Annotated in this window: 13 protein-coding genes; 8 read left to right on the top strand and 5 right to left on the bottom strand. The window is 72.9% G+C overall.

Features of this window, described 5'->3' with window-relative positions; genetic code table 11:
- Nucleotides 1-98 precede the first annotated feature (98 nt).
- Nucleotides 99-3,227 carry an isoleucine--tRNA ligase gene (gene ileS / locus ACFVVX_RS02430; RefSeq protein ID WP_387940472.1) on the bottom strand — a complete coding sequence of 1,043 codons (3,129 nt, stop codon included), beginning with the start codon at nt 3,225-3,227 and terminating at the stop codon, nt 99-101.
- Between the two features lie 586 nt (nt 3,228-3,813).
- Here ileS and ACFVVX_RS02435 point away from each other — a divergent pair.
- From ACFVVX_RS02435 to ACFVVX_RS02460, 6 genes are all read left to right on the top strand, one after another.
- Nucleotides 3,814-4,320, top strand: a complete 507-nt coding sequence (locus tag ACFVVX_RS02435; protein WP_387940474.1) for a TraR/DksA family transcriptional regulator — start codon at nt 3,814-3,816, stop codon at nt 4,318-4,320.
- Between the two features lie 73 nt (nt 4,321-4,393).
- Nucleotides 4,394-5,077 carry a signal peptidase II gene (gene lspA, locus ACFVVX_RS02440; RefSeq protein ID WP_387940659.1) on the top strand — a complete coding sequence of 228 codons (684 nt, stop codon included), beginning with the start codon at nt 4,394-4,396 and terminating at the stop codon, nt 5,075-5,077.
- 69 nt (nt 5,078-5,146) lie between these two features.
- The gene (locus tag ACFVVX_RS02445) at nt 5,147-6,085 is read left to right on the top strand and encodes an RluA family pseudouridine synthase (RefSeq protein WP_387940476.1); all 939 of its coding nucleotides are present in this window, start codon (nt 5,147-5,149) and stop codon (nt 6,083-6,085) included.
- Nucleotides 6,086-6,096: 11 nt separating this feature from the next.
- Nucleotides 6,097-6,567, top strand: a complete 471-nt coding sequence (locus ACFVVX_RS02450) for a GNAT family N-acetyltransferase (RefSeq protein ID WP_387940478.1) — start codon at nt 6,097-6,099, stop codon at nt 6,565-6,567.
- A 163-nt stretch (nt 6,568-6,730) separates the two neighbouring features.
- Nucleotides 6,731-9,538, top strand: a complete 2,808-nt coding sequence (locus ACFVVX_RS02455; protein ID WP_387940480.1) for an alpha/beta fold hydrolase — start codon at nt 6,731-6,733, stop codon at nt 9,536-9,538.
- The gene (locus tag ACFVVX_RS02460) at nt 9,535-10,392 is read left to right on the top strand and encodes an ABC transporter permease (RefSeq protein ID WP_387940482.1); all 858 of its coding nucleotides are present in this window, start codon (nt 9,535-9,537) and stop codon (nt 10,390-10,392) included. Before ACFVVX_RS02455 ends, ACFVVX_RS02460 begins: the two co-directional genes overlap by 4 nt.
- 65 nt (nt 10,393-10,457) lie before the next feature.
- On the opposite strand, the gene ACFVVX_RS02465 is transcribed toward ACFVVX_RS02460, so the two are convergent.
- Nucleotides 10,458-12,092 carry an alkaline phosphatase D family protein gene (locus ACFVVX_RS02465; protein ID WP_387940661.1) on the bottom strand — a complete coding sequence of 545 codons (1,635 nt, stop codon included), beginning with the start codon at nt 12,090-12,092 and terminating at the stop codon, nt 10,458-10,460.
- Nucleotides 12,093-12,283: 191 nt separating this feature from the next.
- Here ACFVVX_RS02465 and ACFVVX_RS02470 point away from each other — a divergent pair, with 191 nt between their 5' ends.
- Complete coding sequence (locus ACFVVX_RS02470) at nt 12,284-12,874, top strand: dienelactone hydrolase family protein (RefSeq protein WP_387940484.1); 591 nt, start codon at nt 12,284-12,286, stop codon at nt 12,872-12,874.
- 220 nt (nt 12,875-13,094) lie between these two features.
- On the top strand, nt 13,095-14,162 hold the full coding sequence (locus tag ACFVVX_RS02475) for an alpha/beta hydrolase (RefSeq protein WP_387940486.1): 1,068 nt from the start codon (nt 13,095-13,097) through the stop codon (nt 14,160-14,162).
- A gap of 70 nt (nt 14,163-14,232) precedes the next feature.
- Here the strand turns inward: ACFVVX_RS02475 and ACFVVX_RS02480 are convergent, their stop codons facing one another.
- The 3 genes from ACFVVX_RS02480 to ACFVVX_RS02490 all read right to left on the bottom strand — a co-directional run bounded on the left by ACFVVX_RS02480 (nt 14,233) and on the right by ACFVVX_RS02490 (nt 16,296).
- Nucleotides 14,233-14,424: a DUF397 domain-containing protein gene (locus ACFVVX_RS02480; protein ID WP_387940488.1), complete on the bottom strand. Its 192-nt coding sequence runs from the start codon at nt 14,422-14,424 to the stop codon at nt 14,233-14,235.
- A 10-nt stretch (nt 14,425-14,434) separates the two neighbouring features.
- Nucleotides 14,435-14,971 (bottom strand): DUF5753 domain-containing protein, encoded by a 537-nt coding sequence (locus tag ACFVVX_RS02485; RefSeq protein WP_387940490.1) that lies wholly within the window; start codon nt 14,969-14,971, stop codon nt 14,435-14,437.
- A gap of 188 nt (nt 14,972-15,159) precedes the next feature.
- Entirely contained in the window at nt 15,160-16,296 is a 1,137-nt protein-coding gene (locus ACFVVX_RS02490; RefSeq protein WP_387940492.1) for a winged helix DNA-binding domain-containing protein, read from the bottom strand.
- Nucleotides 16,297-16,339 lie beyond the last annotated feature (43 nt).

Consider the following 16,339-nt stretch of genomic DNA (forward strand, 5'->3'; position numbering starts at 1 on the left):
GGGCGCCGTGGCCGGCCCCGGACCGGGGGGAGATGCGGCGGAGCCGCCGCCACCCGGGGGTGGCGGCGGCTCCGGGGTGTTCCGGTCAGGCCTTGCGGTCAGGCCTTGCGGAGCTGGAAGGCGAGGCCGAGGGCCTCGTCGGAGAAGGTCTCCGACTCCCAGTCGGCGGCGCCGGCCGCGAAGTCGGTGGCCAGCACCTCCTCGGCGACCAGCGGGCCGTGCTCGGCGATCGCCTCGGCGGTCTCCTCGTTGGCGGCCCGCCAGCGCAGCACGATCCGGTCGGAGACGTCCAGGCCGGAGTTCTTCCGGGCCTCCTGGATCTGGCGGATGGCGTCGCGGGCGACGCCCAGGCGCTTGAGCTCCGGGGTGATATGCAGGTCGAGCGCGACGGTGGCGCCGGACTCGTTGGCGACCGCCCAGCCCTCGCGCGGGGTCTCGGTGATCACGACCTCGTCGGGGCCCAGCTCGATCCGCTCGCCGTTCAGCTCCACGCCGGTGGTGCCGGTCGCCCGCAGCTCGGCGGCGAGCTGAGCGGCGTCGGCGGCGGCGACCACCTTGGCCACGTCCTGCACGCCCTTGCCGAAGCGCTTGCCCAGCGCGCGGAAGTTGGCCTTGGCGGTGGTGTCGACCAGCGAGCCGCCGACCTCCGCCAGCGACTCCAGGGCGGAGACGTTGAGCTCCTCGGCGATCTGCGCGCGCAGGTCGGCGGGCAGCTCCTCCCAGCCCTGGGCGGCGATCAGCGCCCGGGAGAGCGGCTGGCGGGTCTTCACCCCGGACTCGGCGCGGGTGGCCCGGCCGAGCTCGACCAGCCGGCGCACCAGTGCCATGTGGCGCGAGAGGTCGGTGTCGATCAGGGTCTCGTCCGCCTGCGGCCAGGTGGCCAGGTGGACCGAGGCCGGGGCGTCCGGGGTGACCGGGACGACCAGGTCCTGCCAGACCCGCTCGGTGATGAACGGGGTGAGCGGGGCCATCAGCCGGGTGACCGTCTCCAGGGCCTCGTGCAGGGTGGCGAGCGCGGCCGCGTCGCCCTGCCAGAAGCGGCGGCGGCCGCGGCGGACGTACCAGTTGGAGAGGTCGTCGACGAAGGCGGAGAGCAGCTTGCCGGCCCGCTGGGTGTCGTAGGCCTCCAGCGCCGCGTCGGTCTCCCGGACCAGGGTGTTCAGCTCCGAGAGCACCCAGCGGTCCAGCTGCGGGCGGTCGGCCGGGGCCGGGTCGCCCGCGGAGGGGGCCCAGCCGGAGGTCCGGGCGTACAGGGCCTGGAAGGCGACGGTGTTCCAGTAGGTCAGGAGGGTCTTGCGGACCACCTCCTGGATGGTGCCGTGGCCGACCCGGCGGGCCGACCAGGGCGAGCCGCCGGCCGCCATGAACCAGCGGACGGCGTCGGCGCCGTGCTGGTCCATCAGCGGGATCGGCTGCAGGATGTTGCCCAGGTGCTTGGACATCTTGCGGCCGTCCTCGGCCAGGATGTGGCCCAGGCAGACGACGTTCTCGTAGCTGTTCCTGTCGAAGACCAGGGTGCCGACGGCCATCAGCGTGTAGAACCAGCCGCGGGTCTGGTCGATCGCCTCGGAGATGAACTGCGCCGGGTAGCGCTTCTCGAACAGCTCCTTGTTCTGGTACGGGTAGCCGTACTGGGCGAAGGGCATCGAGCCCGAGTCGTACCAGGCGTCGATGACCTCGGGCACGCGGGTGGCGGTGCCGCCGCAGTCCCGGCAGTCGAAGGTGACGTCGTCGATGAACGGGCGGTGCGGGTCGAGGCCGCTCTGGTCGGTGCCGGTGAGCTCGGAGAGCTCGGCCAGCGAGCCGACGCAGGCCAGGTGGCCCTCCTCGCAGCGCCAGATCGGCAGCGGGGTGCCCCAGTAGCGGTTGCGGCTGAGCGCCCAGTCGATGTTGTTGTTCAGCCAGTCGCCGAAGCGGCCGTGCTTGACCGTCTCCGGGTACCAGTTGGTGGCCTCGTTCTCGCGGATCAGCGCGTCCTTGACGGCAGTGGTCCGGATGTACCAGGACGGCTGCGCGTAGTAGAGCAGCGCGGTGTGGCAGCGCCAGCAGTGCGGGTAGCTGTGCTCGTACGGCAGGTGGCGGAAGAGCAGGCCGCGCTCCTGGAGGTCCTTGACCAGGTCCTCGTCGGCCTTCTTGAAGAACTGGCCGCCGACCAGCGGGACGGCCGGGTCGAAGGTGCCGTCGGCGAGCACCGGGTTGACCACCGGCAGGCCGTAGCGGCGGCAGGTCGCGAGGTCGTCCGCGCCGAAGGCGGGGGACTGGTGGACGATGCCGGTGCCGTCCTCGGTGGTGACGTAGTCGGCGTTGAGGACGTAGTGCGCGTTCTCGATCTCGACCAGGTCGAACGGGCGCCGGTAGGTCCAGCGCTCCATCTCGGCGCCGGTGAAGGACTGCCCGGTGGCCTCCCAGCCCTCGCCGAGCGCCTTGGCCAGCAGCGGCTCGGCGACGACCAGCCGCTCGTTGCCGTCGGTGGCCACCACGTAGGTGACCTCGGGGTGGACGGCGGCGGCGGTGTTGGAGACCAGGGTCCAGGGGGTGGTCGTCCAGACCAGCAGCGCGGCCTCGCCGGCCAGGGGGCCGCCGGTCAGCGGGAAGCGGACGAAGACCGAGGGGTCGACGACGGTCTCGTAGCCCTGGGCCAGCTCGTGGTCGGACAGGCCGGTGCCGCAGCGCGGACACCAGGGGGCGACCCGGTGGTCCTGGACCAGCAGGCCCTTGTCGAAGATCTGCTTGAGCGACCACCAGACGGACTGCACGTAGGACGGGTCCATGGTGCGGTACGCCTCGTCGAGGTCGACCCAGTACCCCATGCGGGTGGTCAGCTCGGTGAAGGCGTCGGTGTGGCGGGTCACCGACTCGCGGCACTTGGCGTTGAACTCGGCGATGCCGTACGCCTCGATGTCCTGCTTGCCGGAGAAGCCGAGCTCCTTCTCGACGGCCAGCTCGACCGGGAGGCCGTGGCAGTCCCAGCCGGCCTTGCGGGCGACGTGGTAGCCCTTCATGGTCCGGTAGCGCGGGAAGACGTCCTTGAAGACGCGGGCCTCGATGTGGTGGGCGCCGGGCATGCCGTTGGCGGTCGGCGGACCCTCGTAGAAGACCCACTCGGGGCGGCCCTCGGACTGCTCCAGGCTGCGCTGGAAGACCTTGTTGTCCTGCCAGAAGGAGAGGATCTGGTGCTCCAGCACGGGCAGATCGACCTGGGCGGGGACGGAGTTGTAGGTGGTCATCGCGGTTGTCATACCTCCGGCGGATGTGGACGGGATCCGACGGAGGGACGAGACGGCATGCCGCCCCGCGGTACCACCCTCCTTGGCCGCAGTACTGCTCGCGGCCCTCTTGTTTGGGCTTGCTGCCGGGTCTAGTAGGCCGGTGGCCGTTCTTCCGGCGGCTCCGGGGTGATCTTCCCGCCGCGCACGCCCCCGGGCTCACACCGTCCCCGGGTCTCTGCTGGCTGCGTGCGTCGGTACTCGTCCCATCTGCGCCTTGCAGGCCCAGTGTATCGGCCGCGGCAAGTCGGTTTGCCCGGCGCGCAGGGGCGCGGTTAGGCGGGGGTGTTCTGGGCACAAGTCTGGTCAGCGCGCGGGGCGGGGCGGCTGTGACGGCTGCCTGGGTGGGATCATTGTGAGGCGCCGGTATGTCAGGTTGTGACCGGTTTTGATGGGGATTATCGTTCCGGCACTGGAAGCCGCCGGGAACCGGCGGCTCGATTCGTTCGTAGATGGGGTCGAAGCCATGGCTGAGAAGGCAACCGGCGCGGGCACCGCCACCAAGCGGGCACGCAAGGCCGTGGCAGGCGATCCAGGGGAGGGGACCGTGACCACTACCGCACGGCACAAGACCAGCACCGACACCGCCCGCGTCGCGGCGAGCCGGGTCCGGACACCGGTCGCGACCGGGGCCCGCGGCGGGGCCGAGTCGGTGGACCCGGCCGAGCTGCCGGTCCGCGCGGGCGAGGACCCGTGGACCTCCGAGGAGGTGCACGAGCTGCACGCCGAGCTGATCAGCGAGCTGGACCGGCTGCAGAACGAGATCGACGCCTCCGAGGCGGCCATCTCCGGACTGATGCGCGACTCCAACGACGGAGCCGGCGACGACCAGGTGGACGCCGGTACGAAGAACATCTCGCGGGAGAGCGAGCTGGCGCTGGGAAACAACGCCCGGGACAGCCTCGCCCAGACCGAGCGCGCGCTGGCCCGGCTGGAGGGCGTCGGCTTCGGCACCTGCGAATCCTGCGGCCAGGCCATCGGCAAGGCGCGGATGCAGGCCTTCCCCCGGGCGACGCTCTGCGTCCAGTGCAAGGCCAAGCAGGAACGCCGCTGACCGGGGCGACGCGGGGGGTCGGGCTTGCCGTACGCTCGACCCCGTAACGTCGCCCGACGCGTCGCGATCGACGATCGTCGGCCCACACTCCCCCACCCTTCGACCGGGGGGACCCCCATCGGCAGCGGAGCGGATCATCAGTACGCAAGGTTCCCCTCAGACGCGGGACGAGTCCGTCCCGACCCCCGCCGAGGTTGTGGAGGAGGCCGTGGCCGAGCCCGATGAGGCGGTCGCCGCGATCGAGGAGGCCGCGCCGAAGGGCCGCCGCCGGATCGGCGTGCTGCTGGTCGTCGCCCTGCTCGCCTACCTGATCGACCTCGGCAGCAAGCTGCTGGTGGTGGCACGGCTGGAGAACCACGCGCCGATCAAGGTCATCGGCGATGTGATGACCTTCCAGGTGATCCGCAACTCCGGCGCGGCCTTCGGGATGGGCCAGGCGCTGACCGTGGTGTTCACGATGATCGCGTCGGCCGTCATCGTGGTGATCTGGCGGATCGCCCGCAAGCTGTACAGCCTGCCCTGGGCGATCGCGCTCGGCCTGCTGCTCGGCGGCGCGCTCGGCAACCTCACCGACCGGCTGTTCCGCACCCCGGGCGTCTTCCGGGGCCACGTGGTGGACTTCATCTCCGTCCAGCACTTCGCCGTCTTCAACCTGGCCGACTCGGCGATCGTCTGCGGCGGCATCCTCGTGGTGCTGCTCTCCTTCCGCGGCAGCAACCCGGACGGGACCGTCCACCAGCCGGCCAAGGGCGAGTAGCGGCGGTCACGAGGGGCGGCCGCTGCCGGGCGTCGGGGGCGGGCTCCGCAGTCCGGCATACTCGTACGGGTGAGTACCGCAGCGCAGATCCGCAGCCTCCCCGTTCCCGACGGCCTTGAGGGCGAGCGTCTCGACGCCGCCCTCGCCCGGATGTTCGGCTTCTCCCGGACCAAGGCCGCGGAGCTGGCCGCCGACGGCAAGGTGACGCTCGACGGCACCGTGGCCGGCAAGTCGGACCGGGTGACGGCCGGTTCCTGGCTGGAGGTCGAGATCCCCGCCCCCGCCGCGCCCGTGCAGATCGTCGCCGAGCACGTCGAGGGCATGCGCATCGTCCACGACGACGAGGACATCGTGCTCGTCGACAAGCCGGTCGGCGTCGCCGCGCACCCGAGCCCCGGCTGGACCGGCCCGACCGTGATCGGCGGCCTGGCCGCGGCCGGCTACCGGATCTCCACCTCGGGCGCCGCCGAGCGCCAGGGCGTCGTGCACCGCCTGGACGTCGGCACCTCCGGTCTGATGGTGGTCGCCAAGTCCGAGCGCGCCTACACCGACCTCAAGCGGCAGTTCCACGACCGGGTGACCGAGAAGAAGTACCACACCCTCGTCCAGGGCCACCCCGACCCGATGAGCGGCACCGTGGACGCGCCGATCGGCCGCCACCCCAGCTCCGACTGGAAGTGGGCCGTCACCAAGGACGGCAAGGCCTCCGTCACCCACTACGACCTGATCGAGGCCTACCGGGCCGCCTCGCTGCTGGACATCAAGCTGGAGACCGGCCGCACCCACCAGATCCGGGTGCACATGTCCGCGCTGCGCCACCCCTGCGTCGGCGACCTCACCTACGGCGCCGACCCGACGCTGTCCAAGCGGCTCGGACTGAGCCGGCAGTGGCTGCACGCCGTCTCGCTGGCCTTCGAGCACCCGGCCGACGGCGAGTGGGTGCAGTTCTCCAGCGAGTACCCGGCGGACCTGCGCAAGGCGCTGGACATCATCTCCTCCGAGAGCTGAGGGGTACGGCCGTGAGTGCTTCCGCGGCGCGGATCCGGGTGGCCGGGGGCGAGGACGATCTGGCCCTGGTGCACGCCGTGCGGCGCGCGGTGTTCATCGTCGAGCAGGAGATCCCCGAGGACGAGGAGTGGGACGACCTCGACGCCACCTCCGAGCACCTGCTCGCGGTCGGTCCGCAGGGGGAGCCGCTCGGCACCGCCCGGCTGATCCACGGGGAGCAGGCGCTCAAGATCACCGGCGGGACCGGGGGCCGGGTGCTGCTCGGCCGGCTCGCGGTGGTGAAGGCGGCGCGCGGTACCGGACTGGGCGCCGAGCTGGTGCGGGCGGTGGAGGCGGCCGGACGCGCGCGGGGCGCGCGTGAGGTCGAGCTGCACGCCCAGGTCCAGGCGCTGGGCTTCTACGAGCGGCTCGGCTACGCCGCCGAGGGGCCGGTCTACCAGGACGCGGGGATCCCGCACCGGACGATGACCCGGGTCCTCTAGGGCGTGTTCGGGCCCTCTCCCGTCCGTGGGCGGGGGAGGGAGCCGGGGTGCTCGTCGCGCAGGTGGGCGATCAGCCGTTCGCGGACGTCGAAGCGCAGCCGGGCGGTGTCGTCCGGCGGCCTTTATCGGACGCCTACCGGCCCGGCGGATACGATCACCGACCATGGAGCTCGGTGGGGCGTGGCGCCGGTGGCGCGGCCGCGGGACGGCGGCCGGACGGAGACTGCTGGCCGGTGCGGTGGCCCTGGTGGTGGTGGCCGGGGTGGGGACGGCGGCGGCCGTGGCGGCCGGCGGGGAGTCGGCGGTCCGCCAGGAGGATCGCTTCCTCGCCATGCCCGAGACCCCCGGCAGCGACCAGCAGGTCCAGCTGGACACCTCCTTCTTCACCACCGGTACGGGTCCGCGCCCGGCGATCCTGCTCGCCCACGGCTTCGGCGGCTCCAAGGAGGGCGAGCGGGAGCGGGCCGAGCAGCTCGCCCGGCAGGGCTACGCCGTCCTGACCTGGTCGGCGCGCGGCTTCGGCCGCTCCGGCGGAAAGATCGGACTCAACGCGCCCGACCGCGAGGTGGAGGACGTCCGGCACCTGGTCGACTGGCTCGCCCAGCGGCCCGAGGTGCGCCTGGACGCCGCCGGCGACCCCAGGGTGGGTATCACCGGCGCCTCGTACGGCGGCGCGGTGGCGCTGCTCGGCTCCGCCTACGACCGGCGGATCGACGCGGTCGCCTCCCAGATCACCTGGTGGAACCTGGCCGACGCGCTGTTCCCGCAGGGCGTGCAGGGCTCGGCGGCCGTGGACGGGGTGTTCAAGAAGCTCTGGGCCGGCATCTTCTTCACCACCGGTGCGGCGGGCGACCTCGGGCCCTCGGGCGGTGCGCCGCGCGGCGGCACCCAGCCGCAGCCGGCCCCGGACGGTCCGGTGGGCTGCGGGCGGTTCCTGGACACGCTGTGCCGGATGTACGACCGGGTCGCCACCACCGGGCACGCCGACGCGGAGGCCGTCGCCCTGCTGGACCGCTCCAGCCCGGCCTCGGTGGCCGACCGGCTGAAGGCGCCCACCCTGGTCGTCCAGGGCCAGCAGGACTCGCTGTTCCCGCTCGACCAGGGCGACGCGATCGCCCGGGCCGTCGCCGCCAACGGCGCACCGGTGGCCGTCGACTGGTTCGCGGGCGGCCACGACGGCGGCACCGACACCAGCGAGCGGGTGGACGACCGGGTCGGAGCCTGGTTCGACCGCTACCTGAAGAACCCCGACGCCCGGGGCGGGGGCGACGACACGGGCCCGGCCTTCCGGGTCACCCGCACCGGCGGCGTCGACTCCACCGGCTTCCAGGCCGTGCTGCGCGGCGCCACCGCCGACGCCTACCCCGGCCTCGGCGGCACCGGTTCGCGCACGGTGGCGCTGACCGGCCCCGAGCAGACCTTCGCCAACCCGCCCGGCGGCGCCCCGCCGAACATCTCCACGCTGCCCGGCATCGGCGCGCTCAGCCAGGCCGCCGCCCTGGGGGCCGGGATCTCGCTGGACTTCCCCGGGCAGCACGCCACCTTCGACTCGGCGGCGCTGGACACCGCGCTGCACCTGACCGGGCAGCCGACGGTCGCGGTGAAGGTCCAGGCCGACCGGCCGGACGCGGTGCTGTTCGCCAAGCTGTACGACGTCGGGCCGGACGGCAAGCAGACCCTGCCGCAGCAGCTGGTCGCCCCGCTGCGGGTGACCGGCGCCGACGCCCCCGGCGGACGCACCGTCACCGTCGCCCTGCCCGCCGTCGACCACACCTTCGCCGCCGGGCACCGGCTGCGCCTGGTCCTGGCCAGCACCGACCTGGCCTACGCCTCGCCCGCCGAGCCGGCCGCGTATCGGGCCGCCGTGGCCGGGGCGCTCACCGTGCCGACCGTGGACGCGCTGGTCACCGAGGCCGCGCCGCTGCCCGCCCGGACCTGGCTGCTGCCGCTGGTGGCGGCCGCGGTGGCGGCGGCGCTGCTGCTGGTACCCCGGCTGCGGCGGCGGGGCCGGCGGCGCGGGCCCGCGTTCGACCCGGCGCTGGCCGGCGTCCCGCTGCAGATCACCGGCCTCAGCAAGCGCTACAAGGGCGCCGCCGACCGGTACGCCGTCCGGGAGCTGGGCTTCCGGGTGGAGCAGGGCCAGGTGCTCGGCCTGCTCGGCCCGAACGGCGCGGGCAAGACCACCACTCTGCGGATGCTGATGGGCCTGATCAGGCCGGACGAGGGCGAGATCAGGATCTTCGGGCACGCGGTGCGCCCGGGTGCGCCGGTGCTCTCCCGGGTCGGCGCCTTCGTCGAGGGCGCGGGCTTCCTGCCGCACCTCAGCGGCCGGGCCAACCTGCGGCTGTACTGGCAGGCCACCGGCCGCCCGGCCGAGGACGCGCACCTCGACGAGGCGCTGGCCATCGCCGACCTCGGCGAGGCGCTGGACCGGGCGGTGCGCACCTACTCGCAGGGCATGCGCCAGCGGCTGGCGATCGCCCAGGCCATGCTCGGCCTGCCGGACCTGCTGATCCTGGACGAGCCGACCAACGGGCTGGACCCGCCGCAGATCCGCGAGATGCGCGAGGTGATGATCCGCTACGCGGCCGCCGGCCGGACCGTGATCGTCTCCAGCCACCTGCTGTCGGAGGTGGAGCAGAGCTGCACCGACCTGGTGGTGATGGACCACGGCCGGCTGGTCACCACCGGCGCGGTCGCCGAGATCGTGGGCGGCGGCGAGCTGCTGCTGGTCGGCACACCCGCCTCGTACGGGCCGCAGGAGCTGGCGGTGGCCGCCGACAAGGCGGGCGAGCTGGCGGGCGTCGGCTCGGTGGACGCGGTCGAGGGCGGGCTGCTCGTCCGGCTGGACGGCATGGCGGCCAGTGAGCTGCTGGCCGAACTGGTCCGGCTGGGGGTGCCGGTGGAGCGGGCCGGTCCGCACCGCCGGCTGGAGGACGCGTTCCTGTCGCTGATCGGAGGTGCCGCATGACGACGGCCGCTTCGCCGGACCACGCGCCCGGGTACCGGGCGGGCCGCACGCTCCCGCTGCGGATCGAGGCCATGCGCCAGCTGCGGCGCCGGCGCACCATGGTGATCGGCGGGGTGCTGGCGGCGATGCCGTTCGTCATCCTGGCGGCGTTCCAGATCGGCGGCACGCCGAGCCGGGCCGACCGGACCACCTTCATCGAGCTGGCCACCGCCTCCGGGCCGAACTTCGCGACCACCATGCTGTTCATGGGTACCGGCTTCCTGTTGGTGATCCCGGTCGCGCTGTTCTGCGGGGACACCGTGGCCTCGGAGGCGGGCTGGTCCTCGCTGCGCTACCTGCTGGCCGCGCCGGTGCCGCGGGCCCGGCTGCTGGCCCGCAAGTTCGCGGTGGGGCTGGCGTTCTCGGCGGCGGCCGTGGTGCTGCTGCCGGCGATCGGGCTGCTGGTCGGCACCGCCGCGTACGGCTGGGGGGACCTCAGGCTGCCCGCCGGGGCGAGCCTGTCGGCGGGGGAGGCGCTGCCGCGGCTGGCGATCGCGGTGGCCTTCGTGTTCCTGGCCGAGATCGTGATCGCCGCGCTGGCGTTCTGGCTCTCCACCGCCACCGACGCGCCGCTCGGCGCGGTGGGCGGGGCGGTGTTCGCCTCGATCGTCACCGGGGTGCTGGACGCCGTGACCGCGCTCGGCGACCTGCGGGAGTGGCTGCCCGCGCACTGGCAGTACGCCTGGGCGGACGCCCTGCAGCCGCAGCTGGAGTGGGGCGGCATGGTGCAGGGGGTCTCGCTGTCGCTGTCCTACGCGGCGGTGCTGCTGGCGCTGGCGTTCCGGGGCTTCGCCCGCAAGGACGTGGTGTCCTGAGGGTGGTGCCCTGAACACGGTGTCCTGAGGGGCGCCGGTGGCGGCGGCACCCCTCAGGACGGCGGTCACTTGACCGGCGAGTAGACCCGCTCGATCTGCTGGGTGCCGGTGCGGGTGCGGTAGGAGCGCGTCCACTTGGTGGTGGCGTCCTTGCGGGTCCGGTCGGACAGGACGTAGTAGTCCATCTGGGTCTGGCCCGGGGTGATGTCCAGGACGCCGTAGCCGTGCGAGTCCAGGTCCACCCACTTGATGTGCGGGTTGGCGGCCTTGATCGCGGCGGCGGCCGCCAGCGAGACGGTCTGCGGCGCGACCTTGAGGATGTCGTCGATGTTGTCCGAGGTGACCGAGGTGACCACGAACTCGGTGGCGGCGCTGCCCGAGAGCGGGTAGGTGGCGGCCTCGTTCGGGACGTCCGACGCCCAGGCGGAGTGGATGTCACCGGTCAGGAAGACGGTGTTGTTGATGCCGTTCGACTTCAGGTGGCCGAGCAGCTCGCGGCGGTCGTGGGTGTAGCCGTCCCACTGGTCGGTGTTGACCGCCAGGCCCTCGCCGGGCAGGCCGAGCAGCTTGGCCAGCGGGCGAAGGATGTAGTCGGGCAGCGAGAAGAAGGCGACCGGGGAGATCATCACCTCGTTGCCGATCAGCCGCCAGGTGGTGTCGGAGGCCGACAGCCCGGACTTCAGCCAGTCCATCTGGGCCCGGCCGGTGATCGTGCGGTCGGCCGAGTCGACGTCGCCGTTGCCGACCTTGACCTGCTGCGAGCGGAACGAGCGCTGGTCCATCAGGTGCAGGTCGGCGAGCTTGCCGTAGCGCAGGCGGCGGTAGGTGGTGCCGGCGATCGACGGGCGGACCGGCATCCACTCGAAGTAGGCCTGCTTGGCGGCGGCCATCCGCTCCGACCAGTCGCCCTCGGTGCCGGGGGTGTGGTTCTCGGCGCCGCCGGACCAGGCGTCGTTGGCGAACTCGTGGTCGTCCCAGATGGCGATGGTCGGGATCTGCGCGTGCAGCCCCTGAAGGTCCTGGTCGGTCTTGTAGCGGCCGTGCCGGGTGCGGTAGTCGGCGAGGGTGGTGATCTCGTGGGTCGGGGCGTGCGGGCGGACGACCGTGCCGCGGGCGCAGAACTCGCCGGTCTTGTACTCGTAGATGTAGTCGCCGAGGAAGAGGAAGGCGTCGAGGTCGCCGCGGGCCGCGAGGTGGCGGTAGGCGGAGAAGTAGCCGGCCTCCCAGTTGGCGCAGGACGCCACGCCGAAGCGGAGGCGGTCGAGGGCGGCGTTGGTGGCCGGGGTGGTGTGGGTGCGGCCGACGGGGGAGACGGTGCCGCCGGCGGTGAAGCGGTACCAGTAGGCGGTGTCCGGGGCCAGGCCGCGGACGTCGGCCTTGACGGTGTGGTCGGCGGCGGCGGAGGCGGTCACCGTGCCGCTCGCCGCGATCCGGGTGAAGGCCTTGTCGGTGGCCAGCTCCCAGCGGACGTCGGTGTCCGGCCCGGTGGCGGAGCCGGGGACGGCCTCGGGAGTCGGGGTGACCCTGGTCCAGAGCAGGATGCCGTCGGGCAGCGGGTCGCCGGAGGCGATGCCGTGGAGGAACTGCGGGGCGGTCGCGGCCTCGGCGGTGGTGCCGAGGGCGAGCGGAAGGGCGGCGGCGCCGGCCACGAGGGCGGTGGCCTTCAGCACCTGGCGGCGGTGCGGGCGGGCAGCGGTCATGTCATCGACAAGGTCAGTCACGGCGGACAGGCTACCGGGCGGTAATGATGCGTTCCATATGTTGAACTGACTGTTTATCGCTGATTCACCGGCGTGTGACGTCCCGCCACCGGTGCGGGTGCGCGAGGTCACCCGGCGGTCATGAGCGATGATGGGGACGCCCCCGACCACCGCTGCAAGGAAGTCCGACCGTGGCCCAGATCCTGCTCCTCCACTCCGTCTACGGGCTGCGTCCGGCCGTCCACGCCGCCGCCGACCGGCTGCGGGCCGCCGGACACACCGTGCACACCCCCGACCTGTTCGACGGCAGGACCTTCGACGACGTCGAGGAGGGCATGGCGTACAAGGAGGAGCTCGGCAGCGACGAGCTGCTCCGCCGCGCCGTCACCGCCGCCGCGCCGCTGCTGGGGTCGGACGCCGCGCTCGTCTACGCGGGCTTCTCGCTCGGCGGCTCGCTCGCCCAGAACCTCGCGCTGGCCGACGAGAAGGCGCTCGGCCTGCTGCTCCTGCACGGCACCTCGGACATCCGCGAGGACGCGGCCACCTCGATCCCCGTCCAGCTGCACATCGCCGAGCCCGACCCGTTCGAGCCCGAGGACTGGCTGAACGCCTGGTACCTGGGCATGCGCAAGGCCGGTGCCGACGTGGAGGTGCACCGTTACCGGGGCGCGGGCCACGTCTTCACCGACCCGGACCTGCCGGACTACGACGCCGAGGCGGCGGAGCAGACCTGGGCGGTGGCGCTGGACTTCCTGGCGGAGCTGGACGAGCAGGCGGGCTGAGCAGGGCGGGCGGGGCGGGGCCGCGCAGGAAGTCGGACGGGCCGACTTCCTGCGCCGGCCGGGCCGCAGTCCGGCGCCGAAGGGCTTCCGCCGGCTTCGCCCTTCAGGGCCCGTCGACGACTGGTTGACTACGCCGTATGGACCTCGTGCAAGCGTTCCGCACCGGCGTGGACGTGCTGAGAACCCGTTGGTGCTCCCCCGCCCGGTCGGACGGCCCGTCATGAGCCCCGAGGGCGTGCCGCCGGAGCCCGGGCGCGTACCGGCGGCACGGAAAGCGCCTCCCTTCGACCCTGAACTGGCCGTTGCGCTGGCGGCGTTGGAGGCGTTCTCGGCCAGGGTGGGGGAGTCGCCCGGCCCGCTCACCCCGGAGAACCTCGCGGCCTGGCAGCGGAGGGACACCGCGACCCGGCCCCGGCCGACCGTCAGCGAGCTCCGGGCCGACGGCCGCTTCGACGTCGAGGAGCTGCGGGTGCCGGGCGCGGCGGGCGGGCCCGAGGTCACGCTCGTGAGCGCGCGGCCCGCCGGGGTGAGTCGGCCGCTTCCGCTGCTGTACTACCTGCACGGCGGCGGAATGGTCATGGGCAACGCGTGGTCCGTCCTCCCGCAGGTGCTCCGGGAGTGGGCCTGCGCCCTGGAGCTGGCCGTCATCTCGGTCGAGTACCGGCTGGCACCGCAGGCCCGGTACCCCGGGCCGCTGGAGGACTGCTACGCCGGACTCGTCTGGGCGGCCGGGAACGCGCGGGCACTGGGCATCGACGCGGACCGGATCATCGTCGGGGGGAAGAGCGCCGGCGCCGGACTCGCCGCGGCGCTCGCCCTGCTCGCCCGCGACCGGGGCGGCCCCAGGCCGATCGGGCAGCTGCTGCTGTGCCCGATGCTCGACGACCGCAACGACACCTTCTCCAGCCACCAGATGGCCGGCGTCGGCACCTGGGACCGGACCGCCAACGCCACCGGCTGGCAGGCCCTGCTGGGCGACCGGGTGGGCGCGGCGGACCTGTCGCCCTACGCGGCCCCCGCCCGTGCCACCGACCTGTCCGGCCTGCCCCCGGCCTACATCGAGGTCGGGTCGGCCGAGACCTTCCGGGACGAGGACGTGGCCTACGCCAACGCGATCTGGCAGGCCGGCGGACAGGCCGAACTACACGTCTGGCCCGGTGCGTTCCACGGCTTCGACAGCCTCGCCCCCGACGCGGCCCTCACCCGCGACGCCCGCGACGCCCGCCTGCGCTGGCTCCGCCGCGTGCTCGCACAGTCCGAGGCGGCCGGGCGGGGAGGCGAGGAGTGAGGGCGGTACGCGCGGACCGGCGAGGAGGGGGCGCAGGAAGTCGGGCGGGCCGACTTCCTGCGCCGGTGGATCACACGTGGTGGTCGTGTTCGCCGGCCTTGATGGAGTAGAGGAGGGCGGCGAAGGCGGCGGGGGTGGTGCGGATGATGATTTGGCCTTCGTCGGATTCGCGGAGTTCCACGTGGCTGTCGACCGCGCGGACCTCCACGCAGTTCTCGACGTTGCCGCTGTAGGAAGACTTCTGCCACTCGGTGTCGGTCATGTCGGGCCTTTCATAGGTTCCCTGCAACCCTGCGGATCATGTCGCGCGAGTCGGCTTCACTCAGCGCCGATGCTTCGGTGCGTTCGAAGACGTGCCGGTAGCTGGTCAGCTCGCTGACGGCATCGAGATATTCGGGGCCTTGGGAGGACTCCCGCTCGACGGTGTCGAGCTCGGGGACCGCGCCGAACGCATAGCCGAGGTTCTCGGCGGCCCCGGGGAACGTCTCGACCTCGAACGGCACGACGCGGATGGTCATCCAGGGCAGCTCGGAGTCTTCGAGGAGGGAAGAGAGCTGTTCCTTGAGGATCTGGGTACCGCCGAACCGCGTCCAGAGCACTGACTCGTAGATGAAGAAGGTCATCGGCTTCGGATTCCGGCGAAGGTCGGCCTTGCGCTGCATTCTGAACGCAGTGCGGGCCTCCAGCTCGTGTCGAGGGAGCGGAGGGAGGACTCGTCCGAAGACCGCCGGGGCGTAGCTGAGCGTCTGGCAGGTGCCGGGCATGTGGGTGAGCAGCCACACCATAAGCGCGTGGGAGGTCTTCTCCAATTCCGCGTTCTCAAGGAAACCGTCGGGGAGGGTGCCGCGATACTCCTCCCACCAGCCCTTGGACCCGGTAGGGCGGGTGATGAAGCAGGGAGTCCGCCTGCGATCTGCGGCGGCCGGCGGCGAACTCCTGTGGCCGACCCCGGCGCGGTATGCGCGGATCGGCGAGGAGTGGCGTGGGAAGTCGCTGGTCAGGCGTGGGGGCCGGTGCTGACTGGGCCGATGGTCAACTCGGGGGTGGCCTCCAGGACTTCGCCGATTCGGGCGGCCTGGGCGTCGAGGTCGGCCAGGTGTTGTGCGGTGAGCTCGGCCAGCGGCTCGACGGTGAGGTGGAGGCGGCGGCCGGTGCGGCGTTGGTGCCAGACACCGGCGACGGTGCCGTCGATCAGCAGCACGGGGTAGTTGCCGGCCTGGCCGCGGTTGAGGGCGCGGGTGGCGGCGGGGCCGGGAAACACCAGCTCGCGGGGGTGGCAGCCGACGGTGTAGGCGTCGAAGTAGGGGAGAAGGCGGAGGCCGGTCGGCTCGGCGGGCGGGAAGTCGGTGTCGCCGGCGGACAGCCAGGCGGTGGTGCCTTCGAGTCGGACGGGCACCAGGTCATCGGTGAAGAGCTGCTCCACCCAGCGGGTCGGGGCGGCCAGCCAGCGGGCGAAGTGTTCGGGGGTGGCCGGGCCGTAGGCGTACAGGTAGCTGCGGAGCAGCCAGCTGAGGGCGGCCTGCGGCTCGGCGGGGGTGAAGCCGGGGAGCATGCGGTGCGGGTTGGTGTAGGTGGTCTTGCGGCCGCGATCCGGGCCGAAGCAGAGCGCTCCACGGGCGGCCGCCAGGGGCAGGGCCTGGCGCCAGCGCGGCCAGAAGCCCTGGAAGGCCGGCATCACCAGGTCGCCCGCCCACGGGCCGGTGGCGGCGATGACGGCCTCGCTCAACTCGTCCGCGGTGAGCTCGGCGTCGGCGAGGGCTTCGGCGATGGCGGTGACGACCAGCTCGGTCTGCTCGTCGGTCATCCGCATCTTCTCCGGTACCGCGCCGCGGGTGCAGGGGACGGCGGCGAGGGCGCCCGTCCACAGGGGGAGGTCGGCCGTGGGCAGCAGATGGACGGTGCCGCGCGGACCGAAGGTCTTCACCAGGCTGTGCTCCTCCCACAGCGCCCGCCGGACGTCCGCCCGGGTGCCGCCTGCCATCCGCAGACCGATCGACAGCTCGGCGGCGGACATCACCTGTGCGTGCGCCCCGCAGGCCGCCCCGGCGACGGCGGCCGGTCCGCCCGGCAGGGGTGCGGCGAGTCCGTGCCGGGCGAGACGGCGGGCGCAGACCTGGGGCCAGGTGAGGGTCATGGGGCTCTCCGATTCGGGCGCTGGGGAAGACCGACGCTAACGG

Source organism: Kitasatospora sp. NPDC058170 (assembly GCF_042883905.1).
GTDB lineage: Bacteria > Actinomycetota > Actinomycetes > Streptomycetales > Streptomycetaceae > Kitasatospora.